Source organism: Agrobacterium leguminum, assembly GCF_005144435.2.
Classification (GTDB): domain Bacteria; phylum Pseudomonadota; class Alphaproteobacteria; order Rhizobiales; family Rhizobiaceae; genus Agrobacterium; species Agrobacterium leguminum.
Genome location: NZ_CP120212.1, coordinates 2,266,815 through 2,291,726, shown reverse-complemented (window position 1 = coordinate 2,291,726; position 24,912 = coordinate 2,266,815). Strand labels below are relative to the sequence as shown.

Below are 24,912 nucleotides of genomic sequence, written 5' to 3'. Positions count from 1 at the left end.
GCAACGCCTCCCTTTGTTCGATCTGACGCGGTAGCGAGATTTGTAACTCAGCGGTTAGAGCTTGCCAAGCGGGTTTTTGCAACCCGCTGGTGAGTGATGCGGAAAGGCCACACCGGCTGGGTGCGACAACATAAATCGTGGCCGATGCGACAGCGGCATCGGCCACGGCTTTGTCAGGTCCTTATTTCCGTCCGCAACCGGCAGGATGTGCGGCGGAAAATCGGAATGGTATCTGCCGTTGCCGGTCAGTCCATCTGCACATTCGCATCCTTGACCACCGGTCCCCACTTGGCGATTTCCGCCGCAACGTGGGTTTTCAGTTCATCCGGCGAAGAGGCGACGATCTTGGCGCTGAATTCCGCCATGCGTGCGGCAACCCCAGGATCGGCAAGCGCCTTCTTGGCCGCGGCATTCAGCTTGTCGACCACCTCGGCCGGCGTGCCGGCAGGCGCAAAGAGCGCATTCCAGGTATAGGTCTCATAACCCGGCACCGTCTCGGCGATTGTCGGCAGATCCGGGAAGGACGAGGCGCGCTCCTTGGTCGTGACGCCGAGCGCCCGCAACGTGCCGGATTTGATATGTCCGGACGAAGACGGCAGATTGTCGAACATGATGGAAATCTGATTGCCGAGCAGATCGTTGAGCGCCGGGCCTGCGCCCTTGTAGGGAACATGCTGCATGCTGACGCCGGCCATGCTCTTGAACAGCTCGCCGGAAAGATGCAGCGGCGTGCCATTGCCGGAAGAGGCATAAGCATGTTTGTCCGGCTCGGCCTTCAAGAGCGCAATCAGTTCCGCCACGCTGTTGACGTTGAGCTTCGGATTGACGACCAGCACATTCGGCACGACCACGAGCAGCGAAACCGGCGTGAAATCCTTTTCCGGATCGTAAGGCTTGGTCTTGAGAATGAGCGGGGTGAGGGCGTGGGTGGCAACCGTACCCATCAGGATCGTGTAGCCGTCGGGATCGGCGCGGGCCACGCGGTCGGCACCGAGATTGCCGCCGGCCCCGGCGACATTTTCAACGACGATCTGCTGGCCGAGCTCATCACCCATCTTCTGTGCGATAACACGCGCGACCACATCGGTGGAGCCGCCCGCCGCGAAAGGAACGACCAGAGTAATCGTTCGATCGGGGAAGCCCTGCGCGACCGCAGCCGTTCCCAGCATGCCGAAAGAAACCGCCGCAGCGGCAAGTTTCAGCACCATGCGCCGTTTTGAAGACCGGTAAATCATGAACCCTCCTGTAACATGGCCTCCTCGCCATGGGCGCATAGTAGCTAAAATGCACCTCAGGGCAACCCGCAGGCGGCCGGCCGCTCCCGGCAGGTTTCAGGAGAAAGAGGATCGTTATGATTTCAGGCGCTCTTCGACGACCCGCCAGTTGACCAGCCTGTCGAGCACGGCGCGAATATGTTCGGCCTTGCGGTTCTCATAATCGACGTAATAGGCATGCTCCCATATGTCGATGCCGAGATAGGCCGGGCGGCCGACAGCGACGGGGTTCTTGCCGTCCTCATATCCGATCAGCGCGAGCCGGTCGTCGTCGCCGCGCGTCAGCCACACCCAGCCGGTGCCGAAGACCGTATCGGAGACATCGACCGCGCGTTTGATGAAACCATCATAGCCACCGAAGGTCTCGTCGACCGAAGCGGCGAGATCTCCCGTCGGCCGGTTCGGCCCGCCCGGTACGAACTGATCCCAATAGGCGACATGGTTCCAAGCCTGTGCGGCATTGTTGAAGATCTTGACGTCCGTCGCCTCTTTCGACCTGGCGGATTGCGTCACGATATCCGCCAGCTCCATGTCGGCATAGGGCGTGCCGGCGGCAAGCGCATTCAGCTTGTCGTAATAGGCCTTGTGGTGTTTTCCATAATGAAGACCCACCGTTTTCGCCGAAATCACTGGCGCGAGATCGGCCTCGGCGAAAGGAAGTTTGGGCTGCATCAAGGGCAATGCGGCACGCGCGACGTGCGGGCGGGGAAAGATTGCAGCGGCGGCAGTTGCTGCGCCGGCGGTGAGAATCGTGCGTCTGGTGATGTCCATCGTATCCTCCTTATGAACGGTGATACTGGACTAACCCCGAACTGCGGTCCGGGTTTCCTCACATTGAAGGCAATTCTGTCGCAGGCCATGCTGATTTGCAGCAGGGACGCTGTATTCACACCCTCCCCAAGGGCGGATGAACCTCACCGGCCCATATGAGAAAGGCCCTCCCGACGCAGAGAGGGCCTTGCCCGATCAGTAGCGATAATAATCGCGACGATCGCGATAGTCGCGATAATCTCTGCGGTCGCGCCACTCACGCCATTCCCGTCTGGCCTGACGCTCGCGCCATTCACGGCGAGCTTCCCAGCGGTCGCGCCGGTCCCAGCCGCGCTCATAACGCGGTCCGTTCGGACGGCAATAGCCGCGCGGGGTCAAATGGAAGCCGCGTCCGCAGGCATAATCCACCTTTTGAATGTGGGATGCCGAAGGTGCAGACGGTTGACCGACAGGCATGGCGTTGGCGCCGGTGCCGAACAGGGCGCCGAGAATTAGTCCGGCGGTTAGAATCATCTTGCGCATCTTATCTCCCTCCTTGTGGGATGAGGGGATTTAGCGCCCCGCCGGGTGAACTGTGGCTGAATGAATCGTGATCTTTTCGTGGCACGGACGCCCGCGCCCGATCACCGGCCGGCTCTTTCTTTACCGAAGTTTTGCGGAGGATTTTCCGGTCAGCTGGCCAGGGCCAGAACAAACGCGATGACGATCAGCAAAGGCCCCATCCACCTGAAGTGACGAACAACCGGCGGCTGATTGACCGTATTTTTTGACAGCGGCAGATAACCGAAGCCGACACATGTCATCCACAGACCGGCACAAAACATGATAAATTCGTCGATATAGGCTGCGATCATCGCTCCCCTCCCGCCAATGCTATCGCGATCACTCTACCTGCCCGGCAACTCCTTTAGTAGGGCCTGCTTTCGAACGGCCACCCGGACAGGGCGTGCCGGCGATGCCTGTCGGCAGCAACCGTCACGAAAGCGTTATGGAAAGACATTAGAACCGCCGCCGGCCCGTTCAAAAAATGCACGGCTGTGCAACGACCGGCCAGAGCCTTCCCCATCTTTCCGGGGGCAGTGCTCAGCAGTTCCACTCGCGCCGAAAACATCGGAGACATAGATGAAACGCCGCACCTTTATGATGTCCGCCGCAGGCGCCGCCGCCGGTCTCGCCCTTGCACCGCGCATGAGCTTCGCCGCTCCGGGCACGATCGACTGGTACACCAGTTCGGATACGAATATCCTCGATTTCTGGTCCAATACGATCAAGCCCGCTTTTGAAGCCGCCAATCCCGGCCTGAAGCTCAACCTCGTCGATGCTGGCGACAGCGCCGGCATCACCGCCATCGGCGAGCGCGCCATCGCCGCAAAGCAGACGGGCACCGATCCGCAGGCCGATTATTTCGAAACGGCCGATCCGCTGCTGCCCACCGGCGGCATCGATGCCGGCATCTATGTGAACATGGCGAAAGCCGGCCTCTCCAACTATTCGCGCGTCAATCCGCTCGCCATCCGCAGCGAATACAGCCTGCCCTATCGCGGCAGCCAGGTTCTGCTCGCCTATGACACCAGCAAGCTCAAGCCGGCGGATGCACCGAAGACCTGGGATGAACTCGTCAAATGGATCAAGGCCAATCCCGGCCAGTTCGTCTATAACCGTCCCGACAAGGGCGGCTCCGGCGGCAACTTCGTCCGCCGCGCCATCCATCAGGCCAACGGCCTCGACCCCAAGGCCTTCACGGTCGACAATTACACCCAGGAAGCCGGTGACAAGGCTCTCGGCAAGGCATGGGCGCTGCTCAAGGACATCGCCCCGTCGCTCTATGACAAGGGCGCATATTCCTCCGGCAACACGCAGTCGCTGCAGCTGCTTTCGCAGGGCGTCGTCACCATGACCCCTGTCTGGTCCGATCAGGTGCTGAAGGCCATCGATCAGGGCGTTCTGCCGCAAGAAACCGGCCTCGTCCAGCTTCAGGATCTGGCGCTTTGCGGTGATTTCTCTCGCGCCGTGGTGCTCGCCAACGGCGCCAATCGCGGCGCTGCGCTGAAGCTCGCCAATTTCGTGCTGTCGGAAGAAATCCAGGGCGCGATCCTCACCGAACTCGGCGGTTTCCCCGGCGTTTCCTGGGACTATGTGCCGGCCGAACTGCGCACGCGTTTCGCCGACATCATCCCGCAGACAATTCCGACCTTCCCGGCCGGCAAATGGGAAACCGCCATCAATGATGGCTGGTATCGCAACGTCGCTCCCAACGTCGACCGCAAATCGTGACCGAGGTTGCGGAAGGAGCGGTTCGCCCGCTCATCGACAATACGGCAGGCAGGAGGCCAGTCGGCCTCCTGCTCGTCGCCATCCCCGTCTTCCTGATGATCTGGCTCGTCATCTGGCCTGCCATCAACGCCATCGGCCGCACCGTCTGGCGCACCGGAGCAAACGGCGAAACGAGTTTCGATCTTTCGAGCTACGGCTTCTTCTTCTCGGACCGCTACAGCCTCGACAATCTTGCCGTGACGTTGTGGACAACAATGGTCTGCGCGATACTCCTGCTGGCGATCTGCCTGCCGATCGCGCTTTACCTGCGCTTTTCGCAAGGCCGCCTTTCGGCTTATGTGCAGGCGCTCGCCATCTTCCCGATGTTCGTGCCCTCCATCATCCTCGCCTTCGCCTTCATCCGCGTTCTCGGGCCCAACGGCATGGTGGACATATTGCTCAATGCGGTCGATCTGCCGAAAATCCGCACGCCCTATCTCACCCCGTGGGGACCCGTCATCGGTCTCGTCTGGGACAATATTCCGCTGACCGTTCTCATCCTGCTCGCGGGCCTCGGCAGCGTCGCCAACCAGTCGGTGGAGGCGGCACGGGATGTGGGCGCAAACGCGCTTCAGGTCTTCTGGCACATCATCCTGCCGCGCATTTCCAATTCCATTCTCGTGGCGCTCTCCTTTTCGGTGCTCGGCATTTTCTCCTCTTTCACCCTACCCTATCTTCTCGGACCGGCCTCTCCCGAAATGCTCGGCCCCTTCATGCAGCGCACGCTGCGCGAAGTGCAGGATCCCATCGGCGCCATGACCCAGGCCGTCATCGCTTTCGGTTTCTGCATCGCATTCGGCCTGTTCTACGTGCGTTCGGTCGCACGCAACCAGGGGAAATGACATGACGACCCTCACGCCGGCGCGAACGCGCATGGACTGGCCCGGCATATTTTTCGCCACACTTCTCACCGTCGCCATCGTCGGGCCGCTGCTTGTGGTGGGCACCTGGGCATTCACCGAAGTCTGGCGTTTTCCCAACGTCATTCCCCAGCAGTTCGGTTTCCGCTTCTGGGGCCAGACACTGGGACGCGCCGACGTGTGGAACGCGCTGGTGCTGAGCCTGCGGCTGACAACGGTGGTAACGCTGCTTTCAGCGGTGATCTGCCTTCCCGCCGCCTATGCCTTTGCGCGCATGAGCTTCCCCGGCCGCAACCTGCTGTTCTTCTCCTTCCTTGCCGGCCACGCCTTCCCGAAATTCGGGCTTCTGGTGGCGATTGCCGCCATTTTCCTGCAGCTCAACCTCATCGGCACCTTCTGGGGCGTCGTTCTCATCCAGCTCGTCGGCACGCTGATGTTCATGATCTGGATTCCCGTGGCGGCATTTCAGGCCGTCGACCGGCGCATGGAAGAGGCGGCCCGCGATGTCGGCGCCAGTCCGCTCAGGGTCTTCTGGTCGATTACCCTGCCGCAGGCGGGACCGACCATCGCCGCCGCCGTGCTGCTGAGCTTCGTCGGCACTTTTTACGAGACGGAAGGCGCATGGCTGATCGGCGCGCCCGGCATTCGAACGATGCCGGTGCTGATGATCAGCTACATCAACAACCAGATGGTCATCCAGTATGGCGCGGTCCTGTCCGTCCTGCTCTGGGTGCCGTCCTTCATTGCCCTCATGTTCGCCCGCCGCGTCATCGGTGGCGGCGCATTCGCCCGCGGTTTCGGCGGTTAGGAAATCATCATGTCCGTACTTCACATCCGCCAGGTCACGAAAACCTATTCCGGCGGGACAAAGGCAGTCGACAGTTTCTCGCTCGATGTCGCCGATGGCGAACTCGTCTGCCTTCTCGGCCCCTCCGGTTCGGGCAAGTCGACGCTGCTGCGCATGGTCGGCGGTTTCGAGCAGCCGACGGGCGGGCAGATCACCATCGATGGCGAAGATGTCACCCACCTGCCGCCGGAGCGGCGGCCGACCGGCATGGTGTTTCAGAGCCACGCGCTCTGGAGCCACATGAACGTCTTCAAAAACCTCGCTTTCGGCCTCAGGCTGCGCCGCATGCCGGCTGCCGTCATCAGAGAGAAAGTGGAGGCGGTGCTCGAACTCGTCGGGCTTTCCGGTTATGGCGAGCGCGCCACCGGCCAGCTTTCCGGCGGCCAGCAGCAGCGTGTGGCGCTCGCCCGCTCGCTGGTTCTCGAACCGAAAATACTCCTACTCGACGAACCCTTCGCCAGCCTCGACCAGCATCTGCGCGAGCGGCTGCGGGAAGAGGTGCGCGATATTCAGCAGCGTCTCGGCATCACCACGCTGTTCGTCACCCACGGTCAGGATGAGGCCCTTTCCATGGCCGACCGCATCGTCGTGATGGCGAACGGCAAGACCGAACAGATCGACCGGCCGAATGTGATCTATCGCGAACCGCAGACCCCGTTCGTCGCCGGCTTCATCGGCACCATGAACCTGATAGAGGGCGCGGTTTCAGACGGAAACTTCATGCGCGCCGGTTTCAGCCTGCCGCTTGCCGTCTCCGACGGACCGGCCATTCTCGCCCTTCGCCCGGAAGCCATCGATCTGACGATTTCCGAAACGCCGGAAGCAAGTGTGCACCGGGTGACGGATTACGGCACCCACGGCCTTGTCGACCTTGATCTTACCGATGGTACAAGGATCAAATCCATGGTCGCCCACCCGGATATGTTCCAGACGGGACAGGGCGTACAGATTTCGCCCCGTGCCGTCACCGCCTATCGCGACAACCGCCCAATCTACCGGAGCTGACATGAACCAGCCGATCCTTATCGACCGCGACGGCCACAGAACATGGCTCAAATGGCATCGCGCCCGCCGCCGCGCCGAAGATCCGGTCTTTACCGGCGAGCGTATCATCGAGGCGATGCGGCTCGGTGCGAGCATCGAGGTCGATCTCGTCATTCACGCCGATCATGGCTGCGCCGTTTTGCATGACCGGACGCTGGAGCGGGAAACCACCGGCACCGGCCGGGTGCGCGACACATCCGCCGCCGCCCTGCGCCAGCTCCATTTGCGCGACAATGAGGGCCACCCCATCGATGCGAAGGTAATGCTGCTCGAAGACCTTTGCGCCCTGCTTGCCGAGGGCGCCGTTCATACCGACGCCCTGCTCCAGCTCGATTTCAAGGAAGACCGGCAAGCGCTTACCCCGCAGGTGGTCGCCGGTTTCGGGGCGAGCGTTTCGCCAATAGCAAAGTCCGTGATCCTGTCGGGCGGCGATTTCGACGCCATCGCCACGCTGGCCGGCTCAGCCCCCGGCCTTCGCACCGGATATGATCCCTGCCATCGCGGCACGCTAGCCGCACTGAAGGCAAGCGGAAACTATCTGGGCTTCATCGAAGACGCCCTTGCCACGGCACCCGATGCGGACATGATCTACCTCGCCTACGAGATCGTGCTTGCCGCCGAGGATGCGGGCGTCGATATCATCGCCCCCATCCATGCCGCCGGCCGCCGTATCGATGCCTGGACGATCAACAGCGTCACACCGCAATCCATAGAACAGGTGAAACGCCTCTTGCGGCTTAAGGTGGACCAGATCACCACCGACGATCCGGAAGGGCTCGCCGAGGTGTTCAGCCGATGACAGTCAATTACAGCACCATCCTCGACCATATGGTCGCCACCGCCCGCGAAGCCGGCGCATTGACGCTCGACCATTTCAGGCGCTTCCGCGAGATCGAGATCGGCGTCAAGGGACCGGGGGACTTCGTTTCCGATGCGGACAGGGACTCCGAAACGCTGATCCGCGACCGTCTGCTCGGGCAATATCCCTGGGGACTGACCGGCGAGGAATTCGCGCCCGTCGAAGGGGCGGATCGAGATCACCGCTGGCTGGTCGACCCCATCGACGGCACCACAAATTTCATCTTCGGCCAGCACTATACCATTACCATCGCGCTTCGCCGTGGCAATGAAACGATCTGCGGGCTGGTCTACAATCCCGTTTCCGACGAGATGTTCACCGCGATCAAGGGAGACGGCGCCTATCTCAACGGCGAGCGCCTGCGGGTCAATGCCAGCACCGATGTCGCCCTGATGTGCGTCGGCACCGGCCTGCCAACACCCAATCTCCAGCTTTATCCCGGCGCCTATCAGCGCCTTGACGCCATTCGTGCGCCCATCGGCGCGGTCCGTGTGGTCGGCAGCGCCGCCAATTCCTGCGCTTACGTCGCCTGCGGCCGGCTGACCGGCTATTACGAGGAAACGGGCTTCGTGGACACGGCAGCCGGCATTCTGCTGGTGCAGGAGGCCGGCGGCATCGTGACCGACTGGTGGGGCCGCGGACCGGAGTTCTATGAAAAGACCGGTACGCTGATCGTCGCCAATGCCGCGACCCATGCCTATCTCATGGAGCACCTGCGCGGCGTTCCGCCCAAGAACCTCACATAACGGCTTCGTCTTCGGAGCGTTCATGCCGCAGCAATCGTCTCAGGCCACCTGCACCAGGTGGCCGGGCGATACGGTCCTGTAGTTTCGCACCGGCGTTTCATATCCCATGGCCCGTATCGGGCTTTTCAGCTCGTCATTGGATATGCCGCGCCTAATCCCGCGCCTTGCCGGATCAGGCACCGGCACGGCGGCCATCAGCTTTTTCGTATAGGGATGTTGCGGATCGTCGAAAACCGCCGCACGCGGCCCGATTTCGACGATCTCGCCGAGATACATCACCGCCACACGATGGCTGACGCGTTCCACCACTGCCATGTCATGGGAAATGAACAGGAAGGCCAGATTGAGGCTCTGTTGCAGGTCGAGCAGCAGGTTGCAGACCTGCGCCTTGATGGAAACATCGAGCGCCGAGACGCTTTCATCGGCAACGATGACCTTCGGATCGAGCGCAAGCGCGCGGGCAATGGCGATGCGCTGGCGCTGGCCGCCCGAAAATTCATGGGGGTAGCGGCTGGCCATATCGGCGGACAGGCCCACCTTTTCGAGAAGATCGGCAGTCTTTTCCTTCGCCTGTCTGCTGCTGCCCAGTTTGTGCTTGATGAAGGGCTCGGAAATCGCCGTGCCAACCGTCATGCGCGGATTGAGCGACGAGAACGGGTCCTGAAAGATCATCTGCACGGATTTGCGCATATTGCGCAGGCCGACCGTATCGAGCCGCATCACGTCGTAACCGTCGAGCGACACGTCGCCGGCCGTCGGCTCCACAAGCCGCATGATCGAGCGGCCGGTGGTGGATTTTCCGCAGCCGGATTCACCCACCAGCGACAGCGTTTCCCCCTGAAACAGATCGAAGGAGACGTTTTCCACCGCATGGACTGCGCCCGTCTGGCGTGCCAGCAGGCCGGAGCGGATGGCAAAACGCGTCACAAGGTTTCGGACCGACAGAACCGGCGTCTGCCCGCTCGCAACCGTCCCCGCCACCTCCTGCGGCTCGCTCGAAAGGCCGGTTTTCATGTCGAGTACCGGAAACCGTGTCGGCCATTGCCGGTCGCGCATTGAGCCGAGCTTCGGCACCGCCGAAAGCAGCGCCCGCGTATAGGGATGCTTGCCGCGCCGGAAGATGTCCTCGGTCGGTCCGGTCTCGACCTCATCGCCGCGATACATCACGATCGTCCGGTCGGCGATTTCGGCCACAACGCCCATGTCATGGGTGATGAAAAGGACCGACATGCCCTCCTCTTCCTGTAACAGCTTGATAAGATCGAGTATCTGGCCCTGAATGGTGACGTCGAGCGCCGTCGTCGGCTCGTCGGCGATCAGCAGTTTCGGCCGTGAGGCGAGCGCCATGGCGATCATCACGCGCTGGCGCATGCCGCCGGAAAACTGGTGCGGATATTCGTCGAAACGGCCGGAGGCATTGGGAATGCGAACCTTTTCCAGCAGCCGCACCGTCTCCGCCCGTGCCTCCTGCTTCGAAAGCCCCTTGTGCCGGATAAGGACTTCGGAAATCTGGCGGCCGATGGTGAAGATCGGATTGAGCGAGGTCATCGGCTCCTGAAAGATCATCGAGATATCGTTGCCGCGCACGCCGCGCATTTCTCTTTCGGAAAGCGCAAGAAGATCGCGCCCGTTGAGCAGCACTTCACCCTCGATCCGGCTGGAGGCCGGGGCAAGCAGGCGCATGAGAGACAGCGACGTCACCGATTTACCGGAGCCGGATTCACCGACAATCGCGACGGTTTCGCCGGGGGCGACATCGAAGGACACGTTGCGCACGACGCTCTTCCAGGCGCCATCGACGAGGAAGGAGGTAGTGAGGTTACGGACGGAAAGGACGGGTTTTGTCTCCATGGTGTCACCGCCCTACCGCATAGGCCTGCATCAGCCGCGGTGTTGCGGCGGCGCGAAGCAGGCCGTCCGCATCGCGACGCGCGGCGGTGAGCCGCCCGACCGACCATGCATCGGCAACCGTGACGCGGTGCCCGCGGCGGCGAAGCTCCTGCAAGGTCGCCTCACCCACCGTGCTCTCCACGGTGATTTCACCCGGCGAACTGGTGCGCGGATAAAACGAGCCCGGAAAATGCGCGGTGTGGAACAACGGCATGTCGATGGCGGCCTGCAGGTTCTTGCCGTGATGGGCATAACGCAGGAAGAAGGGCAGTTGCCACTGGTCCTGCTGATCGCCGCCAGGCGTGCCGAACACCATGGAGGGACGCCCCTGATGAAGCGCAAGCGAAGGCGTCAGCGTGGTACGCGGGCGTTTGCCCGGTGCAAGCGAGGTCGGCAGGCCCTCCTTCAGCCAGAACATCTGGGCGCGGGAATTGAGCGCAAAACCGAGGCCGGGCACGATGGGCGAAGATTGCAGCCAGCCGCCCGACGGCGTGGTGGAGACCATGTTGCCCCAGCGGTCGATGACATCGATATGCACCGTATCGCCGCGCTTCTCCGTCAGATGCGACATGGTCGGCTCGTAGACCGTGCCGGTGCCGCTCATCTCGGCCAGCATGGCCATGGTGGCGTCCACCTGCTTTTCGTAACCCGGCACGGTGCCGGGGCGCAGTTCCAGCGAGGCCTCGCCGCTTATCAGCGCGCGGCGTCCGGCATTGTAGCCTTCCGACAGGAGATATTCCGTCGGGATCTGCCCGAATTCCGGATCGCCGTAATAGACCTCGCGGTCAGCATAGGCGAGCTTCATGGCTTCGACGATGGTGTGGATGAAATCGGGACCGGAGGGGTCCATGGCCGCAACGTCGAAGCCTTTCAGAAGCGCAAGCGATTGCAGCAGAACCGGACCCTGCCCCCAGGCGGGCGTCTTGGCAATCGTCCAGTCGTGATAGTCGAGCGTCTGCGGCGCTTCGACGGTCGCGCTCCAGTCCGCCATATCCTGCGCCGTCAACACGCCCTTGTGCCGTGCGCCGCTGGCATCCATGACTTCCGCTGTCCTTACGTAACCGTCGATAGCTTCCGCTACGAAACCCCGATAAAAGGCATCGCGTGCCGCCTCGATCTGGCTTTCGCGGCCGGAGCGCGCTTCGGCTTCGGTGACGATCCGCTGATAGGTCGCGGCCAGAACCGGATTGCGGAAATTGGCGTGAGGCTCGGGTGCCGCGCCACCCGGCAGCCACGTCTCATGGGATGTCGGCCATTCCTTCTCGAAGAAATCGGCCAGACCCTTGATGGTGGCGGAGACGCGCGGCAATGTCGGATGCCCTTGCTCGGCATAATAGATCGCGGGTTCCAGCACTTCGCGCACGCTCATCGTGCCATAGTCGCGCAACATCAGCATCCAGCCATCGAAAGCGCCGGGAATGACGGTGGCGAGCAGCCCGTCGCCGGGGATCAGCTTCAGCCCTTCCGACGTGTAATGTTCAATCGTTGCACCGCTCGGAGCCGGGCCCTGTGCGCAGATGACTTCCACCTTGTCCTTCTGCTTCGAATAAAACACGGCGGGCATATCTCCGCCGGGGCCGCAAAGATGCGGCTCGACGATCTGGAGGACGAAACCGGTGGCGACGGCGGCGTCGAAAGCATTGCCGCCTTTTTCGAGGATCGCCATGCCGACGGCCGACGCGATCCAGTGCGTTGAGGTGACGACGCCGAAGGTGCCAAGGATTTCAGGGCGTGTGGTGAATTCATTCATTCGGATATTCCTTGTAAAAGATCATGCTTCGCGCGGATCGAGCGCGTCGCGCAGGCCGTCGCCCAGAAGATTGAAGCCGATGACGACGAGGAAGATGGCGATGCCGGGCCACATCGTCATCCACGGCGCCTGGCTGAGGAAATTCTTCGCGGTATTCAGCATCGAACCCCAGGATGGCGCAGGCGCCTGCTGGCCAAGGCCGAGGAAAGAAAGGCTCGCCTCCGCGATGATGGCGGTCGCCACCGTCAGGGTCGCCTGCACGATGATGGGGGCGAAGACATTCGGCAGGATGTAACGCGTCATGATGTCGATGTGGTTGAGGCCGATGGACCTTGCGCCTTCGACATAATCTTCGGTCTTGACCGCCAGCACCTGCCCACGCGTCAGCCGCACGAAAATCGGCATGGCGGAAAGGCCGATGGCGATCATCGCATTGGTGAGGCTCGGTCCGAGGAAGGCGGCAAGCGCAATCGCCATGATGAGAAACGGCATGGCCAGCAACGCTTCGGTGATGCGGGATATGACCATATCCACCCAGCCGCCGAAATAACCTGAAATCAGGCCAAAGGGCACGCCGATGACCACGGCGATCATCACCGAGACCACGCCCGCCATCAGCGAGGCGCGCGCGCCATAGATCATGCGGGAAAGGATGTCTCGGCCGAGATCGTCGGTGCCGAGCCAATGGGCGGCCGAGGGCGCCTTGCGGATGGCCGACCAGCTGGTCGCCACCGGATCGGCAATCGGTAGGATCGGCGCGGCGATGGCAAGAACGGCGAAAAACAGCACGATAACCATGCCGACAAGCGCCGATTTGTTGCGCTTCATCTTCTTCCAGGCGCGGCTTTCCTGCCGCGTTACCGTTACGGAGAGGTTTTGATCGAGAACGGTCATGATATCGGGGCCTCAGATCGTCGCCCTGAGGCGGGGGTTGAGCAGGACATAGGCAATGTCGGCCAGAAGGTTCATGAGGATAAAGCCGACGGCGGTGCAAAGAACGATGCCCTGCACGACGGCGTAATCGCGGGTGAACACCGCATCAACCGTCATCTTGCCGAAGCCGGGAATGGTGAAAATCTGCTCCGTCAGCACCGCCCCGGCCAGCAATTCGCCGAAGAGCAGCGCCAGCAGCGTGATGACGGGCAGAAGCGCGTTGCGGAAACTGTGCGACAGGATGATCTCGCGCGGCGAAAGCCCCTTGGCGCGGGCGGTGCGGATATAGTCGGAACTGAGCACCGCCACCATCGCCGAACGTGTATGCCGCATCAGCGTCGCCGCAAGCGCGTTGCCCAGCACGAAGGCCGGCATGATCATGGTTTCGATGGAGCGGACGGGATCGACAAAGATCGATTCATAGCCGGATGCCGGCAACCAGCCGAGTTTGACCGACACCAGCAGGATCAGCATGATGCCGAGCCAGAAGTTCGGGATGGAGAGGCCGGAAAGCGCCACGATATTGGCCGTGTAGTCGATCCACGTATTCTTCTTGACGGCGGCCAGAATGCCGATGGGAATGCCGATGACCATGGCGAAGAACATCGCCATCACCGCCAGCTGAATGGTGACCGGCAGCTTCTGGCCGATAAGCTCCAGCACCGGCTGGTTGGTGCGCAGCGAAATACCGAAATCGCCCGTCACGACGCCGCCCAGCCAGTTGACATATTGCAGCGGCACGGGGTCGTTCAGGCGATATTTCTCCCGCAGGAATTCAATCGTCGCCGGATCGCGCTCCTCGCCAGCCATGGCGAGCACCGGATCGCCCGGCAGCAGTTTCTGCAGCGAGAAGACGAAGATGGAGATGATCAGAAGCGTCGGGATAGCGACCAGCAGTCGCTTGCCGATATAAACAGGCATGGCGTGGCCCTCGTTCGTGCCAATTCGTGAGGGCCGCACGGCAAGGCCGTGCGGCGCATGCGAAGCGTTCAGTCCTTGGAGACGCCGAGAAGGCGGATCATGCCATCCGGCGACGGCGCCCAGCCCTTGACCTTGTTGGAAATGGCATAGGCATAGGGCTGGTGACCGAGATAGATGATCGGCATGTCATCGTTGAGGATGACGCTTGCGGCATCGTATTTTTCCTTGCGCACCGCATCCTCGGTCGAGGCGCGGGCCTCGTTCAGCAGCTTGTCGACCTCGGGATTGCAATATTTCACATCGTTGATGCCGCCCTTGCAGGTGACGAACTGGTGCAGATTGCCATCCGGATCGATACGTCCCGACCAATCGGAACGGCTGAGCTGGTAGTTGCCGGCGGTCTGTTCGGACAGAAGCGTCGCAAATTCCGTGGCCTTTAAGGTGACGTTGAAGCCCGCTTCCGCGACCATGGACTGGATGACCTGCATCATCTGCGTCTGCGTCGTGTTGTTGGCGTGCTGAAGCTCGATATCGAGCTTTTCGTAACCCGCCTCCTTCATCAGCTCTTTGGCCTTGTCGATATCGCGCGCCGGCACCGGCAGATTCTGGTTGAACCACGGGCTTGTGGGCGGGAAGGCCTGATTGCCTGCCTTGGACGTGCCCTCAAACACGATCTGGCCTATCGCTTCCCGGTCTATCGCATAGGAAAAGGCCTGACGCAGGCGCTTGTCCTTGCCGAGCGGATTATCCGCACGCGAACCATTGTTGATATTGACATACATGGCCATGTAGCCCGGTCCGATGACATCCGCATAGGTCAGATTGGCATCGTTCTTGACGGACTCGGCATCGGAGGCCGAGATGCGCTCGGCGATATCGAGGTCTCCCGAGCGAAGATTGGCAAGCTTCACGGTCGTATCCGGGATCGGCAGATAAACGACCCTGTCGACCAGAATTTTGTCCTTGTCCCAATAATCGGCGAATTTCTCGAGCACGATACGGTCCTGCTGGATGCGCTCGACAAATTTGAACGGCCCGGCGCAGACCGGCTTCGAACCGAAATTCGCGCCCAGTTCCTTGGCCGCCTTCGGCGCGACGATCATTCCGGCGCGGTCGGAAAGCTGTGCAAGCAGCGTGACATCCGGCGTCTTCAGGGTGAATTTGACGTCCAGCGGCCCGGTGGCCTCGACCTTTTCGACCGAGGAAAGCTCGCTCTTGCGGCGGGATTCCGGCAGGGTCATGTTGCGCTCGATGGTGGCGACCACAGCCGCCGCATCCAGTGTCTCGCCGTCGTGGAATTTCACACCATCGCGGATCTTCATCGTCAACACCTTGCCGCCCTCGGACCAGGCCCATTCGGTGGCAAGCTGGGGAACGATCTTCATGTCCTGCGAAATGTCGACGAGCTTGTCGCACATGGCGGTGTAAACGATACGGCCGACGAAGGTGCGCGATTGCGCGGGGTCGAGAACGTCGGCGTCATCGTTAAGGCCGATGCGCAATTCGGACGAAATAGCCGGCGTGGACAGGAATGCACCGGCCAATAAGGCCGCAGTCAATGTCTTGATTGTCTTCATGTTCTATCCTCTGGTCTGGTTATCTTTGTTTTTTCATTGGCCGGCCCGGAAAGGCCGGCAGGTCTGCCCTGCTGCCTATGAGGCCGGCGTGAGCGGATTCTCGGCATCGCCCGTGCTGCGGGCGGCAATGTCTTCTCCGGCTTTCTCCTCCAGAAAGCCGAGCGAGGTGGCGCGGATCAGCCTTTCCTGATGCATGAGAAGGTGCTGGCGCATCGCTTCGCCGGCTCTTGCGGGGTCGCGATCGGCGATGGCATCGACGATCGCTATGTGCTGCTCGAAGGAAGCCTTGCCGTTCGTGCCGCTGCGGCGCGCCAGCTCTCGTATCGACTGCCATGCATCGTCCTGGCGAATGCGGTTGACGACATCGAAGATGGACAGGAACAATTTGTTGCCGGCGCTCTGGGCGATCTGGCGGTGAAGTGAACCATCCCACAACTCCTTGGCGTCGGCATCCGTGCTCTGGCCGGTCTTCTGGACGAGGGCGCGCATGCGCTCCACCTCGGCGGGTTTGGCGCGCATGGCCGCAAGCTGCGCCAGTTGCGGCTCGATGCGCAGACGCACCTCCATGATTTCCATGATATCCGTGCCGGCGACCAGTTCCGTCACTTGGGCGGACCAATCGTCGGGCTTTTCACCCACAAAGGTTCCCGCCCCCTGCCGTCGCCAGATCAGACCTTCGGCTTCCAGAACCTCAAGAGCACGACGGACCGCTCGCCGGCCGACATTGAAGGTTTCCGCGAAGGCCCGCTCCGTCGGCAGGCGACGGTCTTTCGCAAGATCCTGCGTCTGAATGTACTCCCGCAACTTCGCCAGCGCGTAGTTGGAGTTGTCGTTAGGGTTCACAGTCAAGTCGCACCATTTACTGAACCAATCTTACATTGGTTCATTTGGTGAGAAATTTTTGCCACCGTCAAGCTTATTTTTGAGCGGCAATAACTGGCGCTCAAAATATGGGCATGTGGCGTTTTTTGAAGGTGAACGGTGAGCGGTTAGGCGTCATGGACGCACCCGCCCCTCCTAAAGATCGATGGAGAGCCTGATGCGCCCCGACAGGCGCTCGCCGGGAGCAACCGTCGCGAGACCCTGCCCTTCCCGCTGCGCCTGCGGCAAACCAAGCGCTCCGGCGGCCATGGAAACGGGCTCAAGACAGAGATAGCGCTCCATGCGGTGCACGGCGAGATGGCCGAAAACGGGATCGGCTTCGAGCCGTAGTGAAAACCGGTCGAAGTCGACCTGCGCGCTTGACCAATCGGTGAAATGCAATGTGTATCCCGTTGCGTCGGGAATGGCGGGGTTCGGGCGAGGTACCGGCGGCTGGCCGGTTGGCACGTTCTGCGCGTCCAGCGGATATTGCAGTTTGGCGTCCGTCCACGCATCGCAACCGAGCCCGGCCGCCAGATAGGGATGCCAGCCCAGCGACATCGGCGCCGGCCCATTCGCGCGATTGGTTATCGACAGTTCCACGGTAAGGCTGTCGTCTTCCAGCAGAAAAGACTGCTCGGCGCGGAAGGAAAAAGGCCACTCCCCGTCGGCCTCGTAGTCCAGTACCAGTGAGACCCGATCCGAAGACAGGTCTGAGATCTCCCACGGCCGGCGGTGAGCCGGGCCATGCATGGCGTCAGGCGCAAGCGCCGGATGCGGCAGCAGGTCATGGCGGATACCCGCATGGACGAAGGACCCGCCATAGAGACGGTTGTGATAGGGAAACAGCGGATATGCGCCGGCCCTCGGCCAGTTGAACGGCTCGAACTCCTGCTCCGTTGTCGGCACCAGAATATCGCCGTAGTCGGAGTGCTGCAGATGAGTCATTCTGCCACCCCAGGCGGGACGCAAGCGGGCGGAGAGCCGCCCGCAGGCAATCGCAACCGTTTCAGGCGAAGGCATAGGAGCCGTCAGGCCGTTTCGGCACCCGTCTTTGCCAATGAACATAGCCATCCTCCTGCATGGCTTTTTCATCCATCTCCACGCCCCAGCCGGGGCGGTCCGGCCTCAGTTCCAGATATCCGTCCTTCGGCAGGTAGGGGTCGACGACATAGCGGGTTTCATCCTCGCGTTTTTCGAGATCGGTGCCGCCATAGACGTAGCATTGCCCTTTCGGCAGCCGGTATTCGAGAATGCGGAAATTCTGCTGGGCGGCGGAAAAATGCACATTGACTGCTGTGGCGAGCGGGCCCATCGGGTTATGCGGAGCGATGCTGACGAAATGGGCTTCCGCAAGCGTGGCGATGCGGCGCATCTCCGAAATGCCGCCGACGACGCAGATGTCGGGCTGAATGATATCCGCACCCTTCACTTGAAGAAGGTGCAGGAACTCATTGCGATTATAGAGACTTTCCCCCGTTGCCAGCGTGCAGTTCAGCCCCTGTTTGAGGTCTCCCCACATCTCGATGTTTTCGGGACGCAAAGGCTCTTCGAAGAACAGCGGATCGTAAGGGGCAAGCGCATTGCCAAGCTGGCGGGCGGCCGCTGGCTCGAAAATCTTGGCATGGGCGTCGAAGGCGATGTCGTAATCAGGCCGCACCGTTTCACGAAGCGAGCGGAAATATTCGGCGGAACTGCGCACCACCTCCCCCCAGCGATGGGCGTGAATATCGACGCGCCACGGGCTGAGCTTGAAGGCCGTGAAGCCCCAGTCCTCGTTCAGACGGTCGAATTCCTCCTTCGCCGCCGGCGCATCCGGGGCCGTATAGACACCGGCATAGACCTTGATACGGTCGCGCACTTCGCCGCCCAGCAGCTTGTAGACGGGCACGCCCGCCGCCTTGGCTGCGAGGTCCCAGAGGCAATGATCGAGCGCCGAGATTGCCGACAGACCGAGCGCTCCGGGTGGAAAACGGTTCTGCTGGAGCAGGAGATTATAGAGATACTCCACCCGTGTCGGGTCCTGCCCGGCAAGGAATCCATAGAGGTAGTCCAGCACCGGCGGCAGGGCGAGATCGGGGCCGTGATTGTAACATTCACCCCAGCCGGTCAAACCGTCATCGGTATCGAGAGCGACGATGACGCGGGGGCGGTCCTTGTCGCGGGTGACGAATACCCGCATGCGATCGATTTTCATGCTTCAGTCTTCCTCATGAATTGCAGCCTGCGGCAGGCCCGGCACTATCGGGCGACCGCCCCGTTCTTGACTTCGGATGGTTCGACGTAGCGGAATCTGCGGGTGCGATCCCGGTCGCGCGGGTCCGGGCGCGGAATGGCGGAAAGAAGCGCCTGCGTATAGGGATGATCCGGCGCGTTGCAGACCTTTTCGGCGTCTCCCACTTCCACCAGCTTGCCGCGATACATCACCCCGACGCGGTCGCACATATAGCGGATGACCCCGATGTCGTGGCTGATGAAGATATAGGCGAGGCCCAGCTCATCCTGCAGCCGCATCAGAAGATCCAGCACCTGGAACCGCACAGAAACATCGAGCGCCGAGGTCGCCTCATCCGCCACGATGATGCGCGGCTTCAGGGTGATGGCGCGGGCGATGCCAATGCGCTGGCGCTGGCCGCCGGAAAAGGCGTGCGGATAGCGCTCGCGCCCGCTCGGGTCCAGTCCCACCTGCTCCATCAGGGCGCAGACGCGTTCATCCAGTTCCCTGCCCCTGGCAATGCCGTTGACCAGCAACGGCTCGCCGATGACCTGCGCCACCGTCATGCGCGGATTGAGCGAGCCGAACGGGTCCTGGAAAACCATGCGCAGCTCACGCCGTGCGGCTTTCAGCTCCGCACCTTCGATCCTGGCCAGATCGACCACGCTGCCATCCGCCCGGCGATAGAGCATCGCGCCACCGGTCGGATCGTAAAGACGCATGATGGAGCGGCCCATCGTGGTCTTGCCGGAGCCGCTTTCGCCGACGATGCCGAGCGTCTCACCGGGCAATAGCTTGATCGACACGCCATCCAGCGCCTTCATCTCGCCGAAGTGCATGGAAAGGTCGTTCACTTCCAGCACCGGCGCAGCCGTTAGATCGAGCGGAGGCCGCGCAAGCCGGATTTCCGCCTTCTGCTCCAGCTTCAGCACGGAGCCGATCAACATGCGGGTATAGGCGTCCTGCGGGCTGTGGAATATCTCATCGACGGTGCCATATTCCTTGGCGACGCCGTGATGCATGACCAGCACGTCATCGGCAATCTGCGCCACCACGCCCATGTCATGGGTGATGAATAGCACCGCCATGCCATGCGCCTTTTGCAGCCGCGATATCAGGTCGAGGATTTCGGCCTGTGTGGTGACATCGAGCGCCGTCGTTGGTTCGTCGGCGATCAAAAGCTGCGGTTTGCAGGCCAGCGCCATGGCGATCATGGCACGCTGGCGCATACCGCCGGAATATTGGAAGGCATAACGATCCAGCGCCTTTTCAGGGTTGGGGATTTCCACCTGCCGCAGCAACTCGATGGCCTCGGCCCGCGCCTGCGCCTTGTTCATCTTCAGATGCAGACGCAGGACCTCGGTGATCTGGTCACCGACCGTGTGCACGGGTGAAAGCGACGACATCGGCTCCTGAAAGATCATCGCGATATCAGCGCCGCGCACCGAGCGGATGGCCCGGCTGCGCGGATCGAGCTTTGCCAGATCCAGAGAGGTGCCGTCGGCGCGGTTGAGGATGATCGATCCGGACGCGATGCGGCCGGGGCTGTCGATGATCTGCAGGATCGAACGGGCGGTGACGGATTTGCCGGAGCCGCTTTCGCCGACGACGCAGAGCGTCTTGCCGGGATCGATGGAAAAAGACAGGTCGTTGACGGCCCTGAAAACGCCGTTTCTGACCGGAAATTCAGTGACCAGATGGCGGACTTCAAGCAGCGGCTTGGCTGGCTTCATGGAAAGAATGTCGCTCATCCGGGACCTCACTTGTTATAGGGGTCGGCTGCATCGCGCAGACCGTCGCCGAGCAGATTGAGCGCCATGACGGCAATGACGACCGCCACACCGGGCAGGAACAACCAGGGTGCGGTTGCAATCGAGCGGATATTCTGCGCCTCGCGAAGCAGCACGCCCCAGGAAATGGTGGGCGGCTGGAGACCGAGACCGAGGAAGGACAGCGATGTTTCCGCAAGGATCATGGCCGGAACCGCAAGCGTGACCGAGGCGATGATGTGGCTCGAAAAACTGGGCAGCATATGGCGGAAGATGATGCGTCCTTCCGGCACGCCATCCAGCCGGGCCGCAGCCACGAATTCTTCGGTCCTGAGCGACAGGAACCGGCCGCGCACGACGCGGGCAAGCTGCGCCCAGCCGGTCAGGGACAGGATGATGGTGATCATCATATATTGCAGCGTGGCAGGCCAGCCCTGCGGCAGGGCGGCGGCCAGCGCCAGCCAGATGGGAATGGTGGGGAGCGACAGCACGAAGTCGATCACGCGCTGCATGACGAAATCGATGCGGCCGCCGTAATATCCTGAAATGCCTCCGAGAACGACACCGAGCAGCAACGAGAAGAACACGCCGACAAGACCGATCGACAGGGAAACCTGCGCCCCCTGCACCACGCGGCTGAAGACATCGCGCCCGAGACGATCCGCGCCGAAGAGGAAGAGCGGGCGCGTTTTATCGGTGGAGGCCAGCAGGTGGATATCCGTGGTGAACAGCCCGAAGACGGAATATTCGTAACCGCGACCGAAAAGCTGGACCGGAATTTTCTTCGCCGTATCTTCGACGAAGACCGCCGCCAGCGTTTCAGGATTGCGGGTCAGCTTCAGCGGATAATAATGCAGCCCAAGCGAGAAACCCTCGGTCGTATCGATGAAATGGACGCGCTGCGGCGGGTGGAATGTGGCCCGCGCATTCTGCAGCACCGGATCGTTGATGGCGAAGAAGCCGGGCACCAGCGCGACAATGTACATGGCGATGGTGATGAACAGGGCGGCCATGGCCAGCTTGTGGCGCTTGAAGGCCCACCAGATGAGTTGCCACTGCGAGGCGACGGCGGCGCGGTCCTGCCGGGCATTGGTGGTCAAGGTGATATCGCTCATGGCGCCCTCCTATTCGAGACGGATGCGCGGATCGACCAGCGCAAGCAGGATGTCGCTGATCAGCGATCCGATTAGCGTCAGCGCGCAGATCAACAGCACGAAAGCGCCGGCGAGATACATGTCCTGCGCCATCAGCGACTGCAGAAGCAGCGGTGCAGCCGTCGGCAGATTGAGCACGATGGCGACGACCACGGAGCCCGAAATGAGATTGGGCAACAGCCATGCGATGGTGGAGATGAACGGGTTGAGCGCAATTCTGAGCGGATATTTCGTCAGCAGCTTGAACTCGGACAGTCCTTTCGCCCGCGCGGTGGTGACATAGGGTTTGGGCAATTCATCCAGCATATTGGCGCGCATGACGCGGATGAGGCTTGCGGTGGAAGACACGGCAAGAATGGCGACCGGCAGCCAGATATGGGCCATGAGGTCCATCATCTTGGCGATGCTCCACGAGGCGGTCTCGTATTCCGCGGAAAACAGCCCGCCGACATCGGCCCCGAACTCCACCGCCGCGACATACATCAGCACCAGCGCCAGCAGGAACGAGGGTATGGAAAGGCCGAAGAAGGAAAAGGCAGTGAAGAGATAGTCGCCAATCGAATATTTGCGCACGGCGGAGAAGACGCCGATGGGAAGCGCGATAGCCCAGGTTGCAAGAAGGCTGGCGATGGCCAGAACCAGCGTCAGCGCCATGCGCTCCCAGATGAGGCCTGAAACCGGCTGCTGCCACTCGAACGAAATGCCGAAATCGCCGCGGCTGACGATGCCCCATATCCATTTCAGATATTGCACGATCATCGGGTCATCGAGGCCGAAACGTTCGCGCAGCTGCGCCGCCGTATTGTGGTCGATGACCTCGTTGGAGGCGGCCAGTGTGGCGATATAGGTCGTCACATAATCGCCAGGCGGCAGCTGAATCAGGACAAAGGCAAGGAAACTGACGGCAAACAGGGACGGTATCATCCACAGCAGGCGTTTTACGATAAAAAGCAGCATGTCGTTCTCGCAATCACATTGTGCCGCACGCGCCGCCCTCCACTAAGGAAACGGCTGTGGGTGGTCGAAACAACCTGAGAGGCGTCGCCGCGTGACGGCAGCGACGCCCATGTGGCGATATCAGCTTGTGAAGGTGAACTGTTGCGGCAGCGCCGGGCCGGGATTGGGCCATGTCCAGCTGTCGGGTTCCGTTTCCGGCACATTGCGCAGATTGTTGCGGATGATGCCGAAACCGCCCACCGCAAGGCAGAGGCCGATTGTCTCGAACTCTTCCGCCGCAATGTCGAAGATCTGCTTCATCTTCTCGCCGCGCTTGGCAAGGTCGGCCGTCGAGCGCGCCTCATCGAACAGCTTGAAGCGCTGCTTCTGGCTTTCCGGCGGCTCTTCGCCCTTCTGGCCATTCGAGGTGTACCAGAGCGCCCACGGAATGGCGTAACGCGACCCCTGCGGGTGGAAGGCGAAGAAATCGCGCGGGTCGAGCATCGGATCGAGACCGCCGGGACCGGGCCAAACGGCGGCATCATGGGCGTTGTCATCACCGCGTGTATAATAGAGCGCGCGTTCGATGGTGTTGACCTTGATGTCGACGCCGATCTGCGCCCATTGCGCCTTCACCAACTCCAGCGCATCGACCAGATCGGGATAGAGCGTCGGGATGACGTCAATCGAGAAGAAGACGGGCTGGCCGTCAGGCCGCAACCGCATGCCGTTGCCGTTCTTCTTGTCGTAACCGGCTTTGTCGAGAAGCTCGTTCGCCTTGTCCGCATCATATTCGGTGAATTGCCGCGCCAGCTTTTCATTGTACCAGGGATGTGTCGGGCGCGGCCCGGCCTGATAACCCTCGCTCTGGCCGAAATAGACGATGTCGATGATTTCCTGCCGGTTGAGCGCGATGGACAACGCCTGGCGGAAGGACTTGTCGGCGAACATCTTGCGCATCGCCGGATCTTTGTGGGTGATGTTCAGGTAGATCTGGCACTGCTGCGCAGCAGACGGCACCAACGTCAGCAGGCGGTAGTCACCTTTTTTCATGTTCTGCGACAGGGTCGGCTTGTTGGCGAGAACGCTGATATGGCGCTCCTGAATGTCGATCTTGCCGGAAATGACGTTCAGCATCAGCGATTCGACATCCTGCGAAATGCCGAAATTGATTTCATCGATATAGGGCAACTGGTTGCCTTCGGTATCGACCTGCCAGAAGTAAGGGTTGCGGGTCATGACCACGCGTGTCGCACCGCCGGAATAAGGCTCCTTCACCACCCACGGGTCCAGCGTTGGCTTGTCGACATTCGACCAGCGGGACGGAATTTCGATATCGCCGCATTTGGCCCGGAACAGTTCGGTCCAGCTGGAGACACCCGCCGCCTTCACATCGGCATCGAGCGACGTGTTGTATTTCGGCAGGAACTTGCTGCAATAGTGTTTGGGAAACAGCGTCGGATGCTGGCCGAGCGGCGTGGCGAGGTTTTCGAGATAAAGCGCATTCGGCGCGGCGAATTTGAACTTTACCGTGAAATCGTCGACTTTTTCGACATCGACCGCCTTGCCGGCCACGGAAAGCTGCGCCGGCGTGGCGCTGTAAAGCTCCTTATTCTTGATGCAGTCCTCGATGGCGAACACCACGTCATCGGCGGTGAAGGGGTGGCCGTCCGACCATTTTGCGCCCTCCAGCAAATGGAAGGTGAATTGCGAGGCATCGTCGTTGACTTCCCATTTCACCGCGAGGTTCGGCAAAACCTCGGTAAAATCCATGTTCCAGCGGACAAGGCCCTGATTGCCGACCATGCGCAGGATGCCGTTATGGTCCGACGAACCGCGCAGGCCACGGCGCAATGTGCCGCCATAGGTGCCGATTTTCTCGTGCGGCGTCACCACCATCGGATTTTTCGGCAGACGTTCGGCCAAAGGCGGCAATTTGCCGTCCTTTACCAGCGCCTCCAGTTCCGGCGCCTGTTTGCCGGCAGCAGCCCGCGCCGAGGTCCCGATGACGGAAAGGGCGGCCACGCCGCCAACACCCGCCATAAAGGTTCGGCGCGTTACGCCCAGTGAAAATGCTTCGCCATCGCGCATCGACAATCCTCCCAAAAAATCACCGGCAGCGAGACGGCTTTCACCGAACCGCGACGGCCCTCCCGGCCAGCCAGCACGCCGATCCTCCATCGGCAGGGGCA

22 protein-coding genes are annotated in these 24,912 nt (G+C 61.4%); 6 read left to right on the top strand and 16 right to left on the bottom strand.

The window, feature by feature from the left end; translation table 11 throughout:
- Positions 1-245 precede the first annotated feature (245 nt).
- The 4 genes from CFBP4996_RS24960 to CFBP4996_RS24945 all read right to left on the bottom strand — a co-directional run bounded on the left by CFBP4996_RS24960 (position 246) and on the right by CFBP4996_RS24945 (position 2,899).
- Positions 246-1,235 (bottom strand): Bug family tripartite tricarboxylate transporter substrate binding protein, encoded by a 990-nt coding sequence (locus CFBP4996_RS24960; RefSeq protein ID WP_080853400.1) that lies wholly within the window; start codon positions 1,233-1,235, stop codon positions 246-248.
- A 114-nt stretch (positions 1,236-1,349) separates the two neighbouring features.
- On the bottom strand, positions 1,350-2,045 hold the full coding sequence (locus tag CFBP4996_RS24955; RefSeq protein ID WP_080853401.1) for a superoxide dismutase: 696 nt from the start codon (positions 2,043-2,045) through the stop codon (positions 1,350-1,352).
- Between the two features lie 195 nt (positions 2,046-2,240).
- A complete protein-coding gene (locus CFBP4996_RS24950; protein WP_020810616.1) occupies positions 2,241-2,567 on the bottom strand; it encodes a GCG_CRPN prefix-to-repeats domain-containing protein in 327 nt (108 codons plus the stop codon).
- Positions 2,568-2,716: 149 nt separating this feature from the next.
- Positions 2,717-2,899, bottom strand: coding sequence for a hypothetical protein (locus CFBP4996_RS24945; protein WP_020810615.1), 183 nt, complete (start codon positions 2,897-2,899; stop codon positions 2,717-2,719).
- A gap of 268 nt (positions 2,900-3,167) precedes the next feature.
- Here CFBP4996_RS24945 and CFBP4996_RS24940 point away from each other — a divergent pair, with 268 nt between their 5' ends.
- From CFBP4996_RS24940 to CFBP4996_RS24915, 6 genes are read left to right on the top strand one after another with little or no spacing between them, the layout of a single operon-like run.
- Positions 3,168-4,319: an extracellular solute-binding protein gene (locus CFBP4996_RS24940; protein WP_080853403.1), complete on the top strand. Its 1,152-nt coding sequence runs from the start codon at positions 3,168-3,170 to the stop codon at positions 4,317-4,319.
- Positions 4,316-5,200: an ABC transporter permease gene (locus CFBP4996_RS24935; RefSeq protein ID WP_003521662.1), complete on the top strand. Its 885-nt coding sequence runs from the start codon at positions 4,316-4,318 to the stop codon at positions 5,198-5,200. The genes CFBP4996_RS24940 and CFBP4996_RS24935 overlap by 4 nt, the downstream gene beginning before the upstream one ends.
- Position 5,201: 1 nt before the next feature.
- Entirely contained in the window at positions 5,202-6,026 is an 825-nt protein-coding gene (locus CFBP4996_RS24930; RefSeq protein ID WP_080853404.1) for an ABC transporter permease, read from the top strand.
- 9 nt (positions 6,027-6,035) lie between these two features.
- Entirely contained in the window at positions 6,036-7,070 is a 1,035-nt protein-coding gene (locus tag CFBP4996_RS24925; protein ID WP_080853405.1) for an ABC transporter ATP-binding protein, read from the top strand.
- A 1-nt stretch (position 7,071) separates the two neighbouring features.
- Entirely contained in the window at positions 7,072-7,908 is an 837-nt protein-coding gene (locus tag CFBP4996_RS24920) for a glycerophosphodiester phosphodiesterase (protein WP_080853406.1), read from the top strand.
- Complete coding sequence (locus CFBP4996_RS24915) at positions 7,905-8,714, top strand: inositol monophosphatase family protein (RefSeq protein ID WP_080853407.1); 810 nt, start codon at positions 7,905-7,907, stop codon at positions 8,712-8,714. Before CFBP4996_RS24920 ends, CFBP4996_RS24915 begins: the two co-directional genes overlap by 4 nt.
- A 39-nt stretch (positions 8,715-8,753) precedes the next feature.
- On the opposite strand, the gene CFBP4996_RS24910 is transcribed toward CFBP4996_RS24915, so the two are convergent.
- The 12 genes from CFBP4996_RS24910 to CFBP4996_RS24855 form a co-directional block, all read right to left on the bottom strand.
- Positions 8,754-10,565, bottom strand: coding sequence for an ABC transporter ATP-binding protein (locus CFBP4996_RS24910; protein WP_080853408.1), 1,812 nt, complete (start codon positions 10,563-10,565; stop codon positions 8,754-8,756).
- A 4-nt stretch (positions 10,566-10,569) separates the two neighbouring features.
- The gene (locus CFBP4996_RS24905) at positions 10,570-12,354 is read right to left on the bottom strand and encodes a gamma-glutamyltransferase family protein (protein WP_080853409.1); all 1,785 of its coding nucleotides are present in this window, start codon (positions 12,352-12,354) and stop codon (positions 10,570-10,572) included.
- 21 nt (positions 12,355-12,375) lie between these two features.
- Complete coding sequence (locus CFBP4996_RS24900) at positions 12,376-13,248, bottom strand: ABC transporter permease (RefSeq protein ID WP_162936015.1); 873 nt, start codon at positions 13,246-13,248, stop codon at positions 12,376-12,378.
- Positions 13,249-13,260: 12 nt separating this feature from the next.
- Complete coding sequence (locus CFBP4996_RS24895) at positions 13,261-14,208, bottom strand: ABC transporter permease (protein WP_020810606.1); 948 nt, start codon at positions 14,206-14,208, stop codon at positions 13,261-13,263.
- A 68-nt stretch (positions 14,209-14,276) separates the two neighbouring features.
- Positions 14,277-15,785: an ABC transporter substrate-binding protein gene (locus CFBP4996_RS24890; RefSeq protein ID WP_080853410.1), complete on the bottom strand. Its 1,509-nt coding sequence runs from the start codon at positions 15,783-15,785 to the stop codon at positions 14,277-14,279.
- Positions 15,786-15,860: 75 nt separating this feature from the next.
- On the bottom strand, positions 15,861-16,634 hold the full coding sequence (locus CFBP4996_RS24885) for a FadR/GntR family transcriptional regulator (protein WP_080853411.1): 774 nt from the start codon (positions 16,632-16,634) through the stop codon (positions 15,861-15,863).
- Between the two features lie 168 nt (positions 16,635-16,802).
- The gene (locus CFBP4996_RS24880; protein WP_137396303.1) at positions 16,803-17,669 is read right to left on the bottom strand and encodes an aldose 1-epimerase; all 867 of its coding nucleotides are present in this window, start codon (positions 17,667-17,669) and stop codon (positions 16,803-16,805) included.
- Positions 17,656-18,843 (bottom strand): galactarate dehydratase, encoded by a 1,188-nt coding sequence (locus CFBP4996_RS24875; protein WP_080853413.1) that lies wholly within the window; start codon positions 18,841-18,843, stop codon positions 17,656-17,658. Before CFBP4996_RS24875 ends, CFBP4996_RS24880 begins: the two co-directional genes overlap by 14 nt.
- Before the next feature lie 44 nt (positions 18,844-18,887).
- Positions 18,888-20,612, bottom strand: coding sequence for an ABC transporter ATP-binding protein (locus tag CFBP4996_RS24870; protein WP_162936016.1), 1,725 nt, complete (start codon positions 20,610-20,612; stop codon positions 18,888-18,890).
- An 8-nt stretch (positions 20,613-20,620) separates the two neighbouring features.
- The gene (locus CFBP4996_RS24865) at positions 20,621-21,745 is read right to left on the bottom strand and encodes an ABC transporter permease (protein ID WP_080853414.1); all 1,125 of its coding nucleotides are present in this window, start codon (positions 21,743-21,745) and stop codon (positions 20,621-20,623) included.
- Positions 21,746-21,754: 9 nt separating this feature from the next.
- Positions 21,755-22,741, bottom strand: a complete 987-nt coding sequence (locus CFBP4996_RS24860) for an ABC transporter permease (RefSeq protein WP_003521681.1) — start codon at positions 22,739-22,741, stop codon at positions 21,755-21,757.
- A 120-nt stretch (positions 22,742-22,861) separates the two neighbouring features.
- Positions 22,862-24,811, bottom strand: coding sequence for an ABC transporter substrate-binding protein (locus CFBP4996_RS24855; protein WP_078053887.1), 1,950 nt, complete (start codon positions 24,809-24,811; stop codon positions 22,862-22,864).
- Positions 24,812-24,912: the final 101 nt, after the last annotated feature.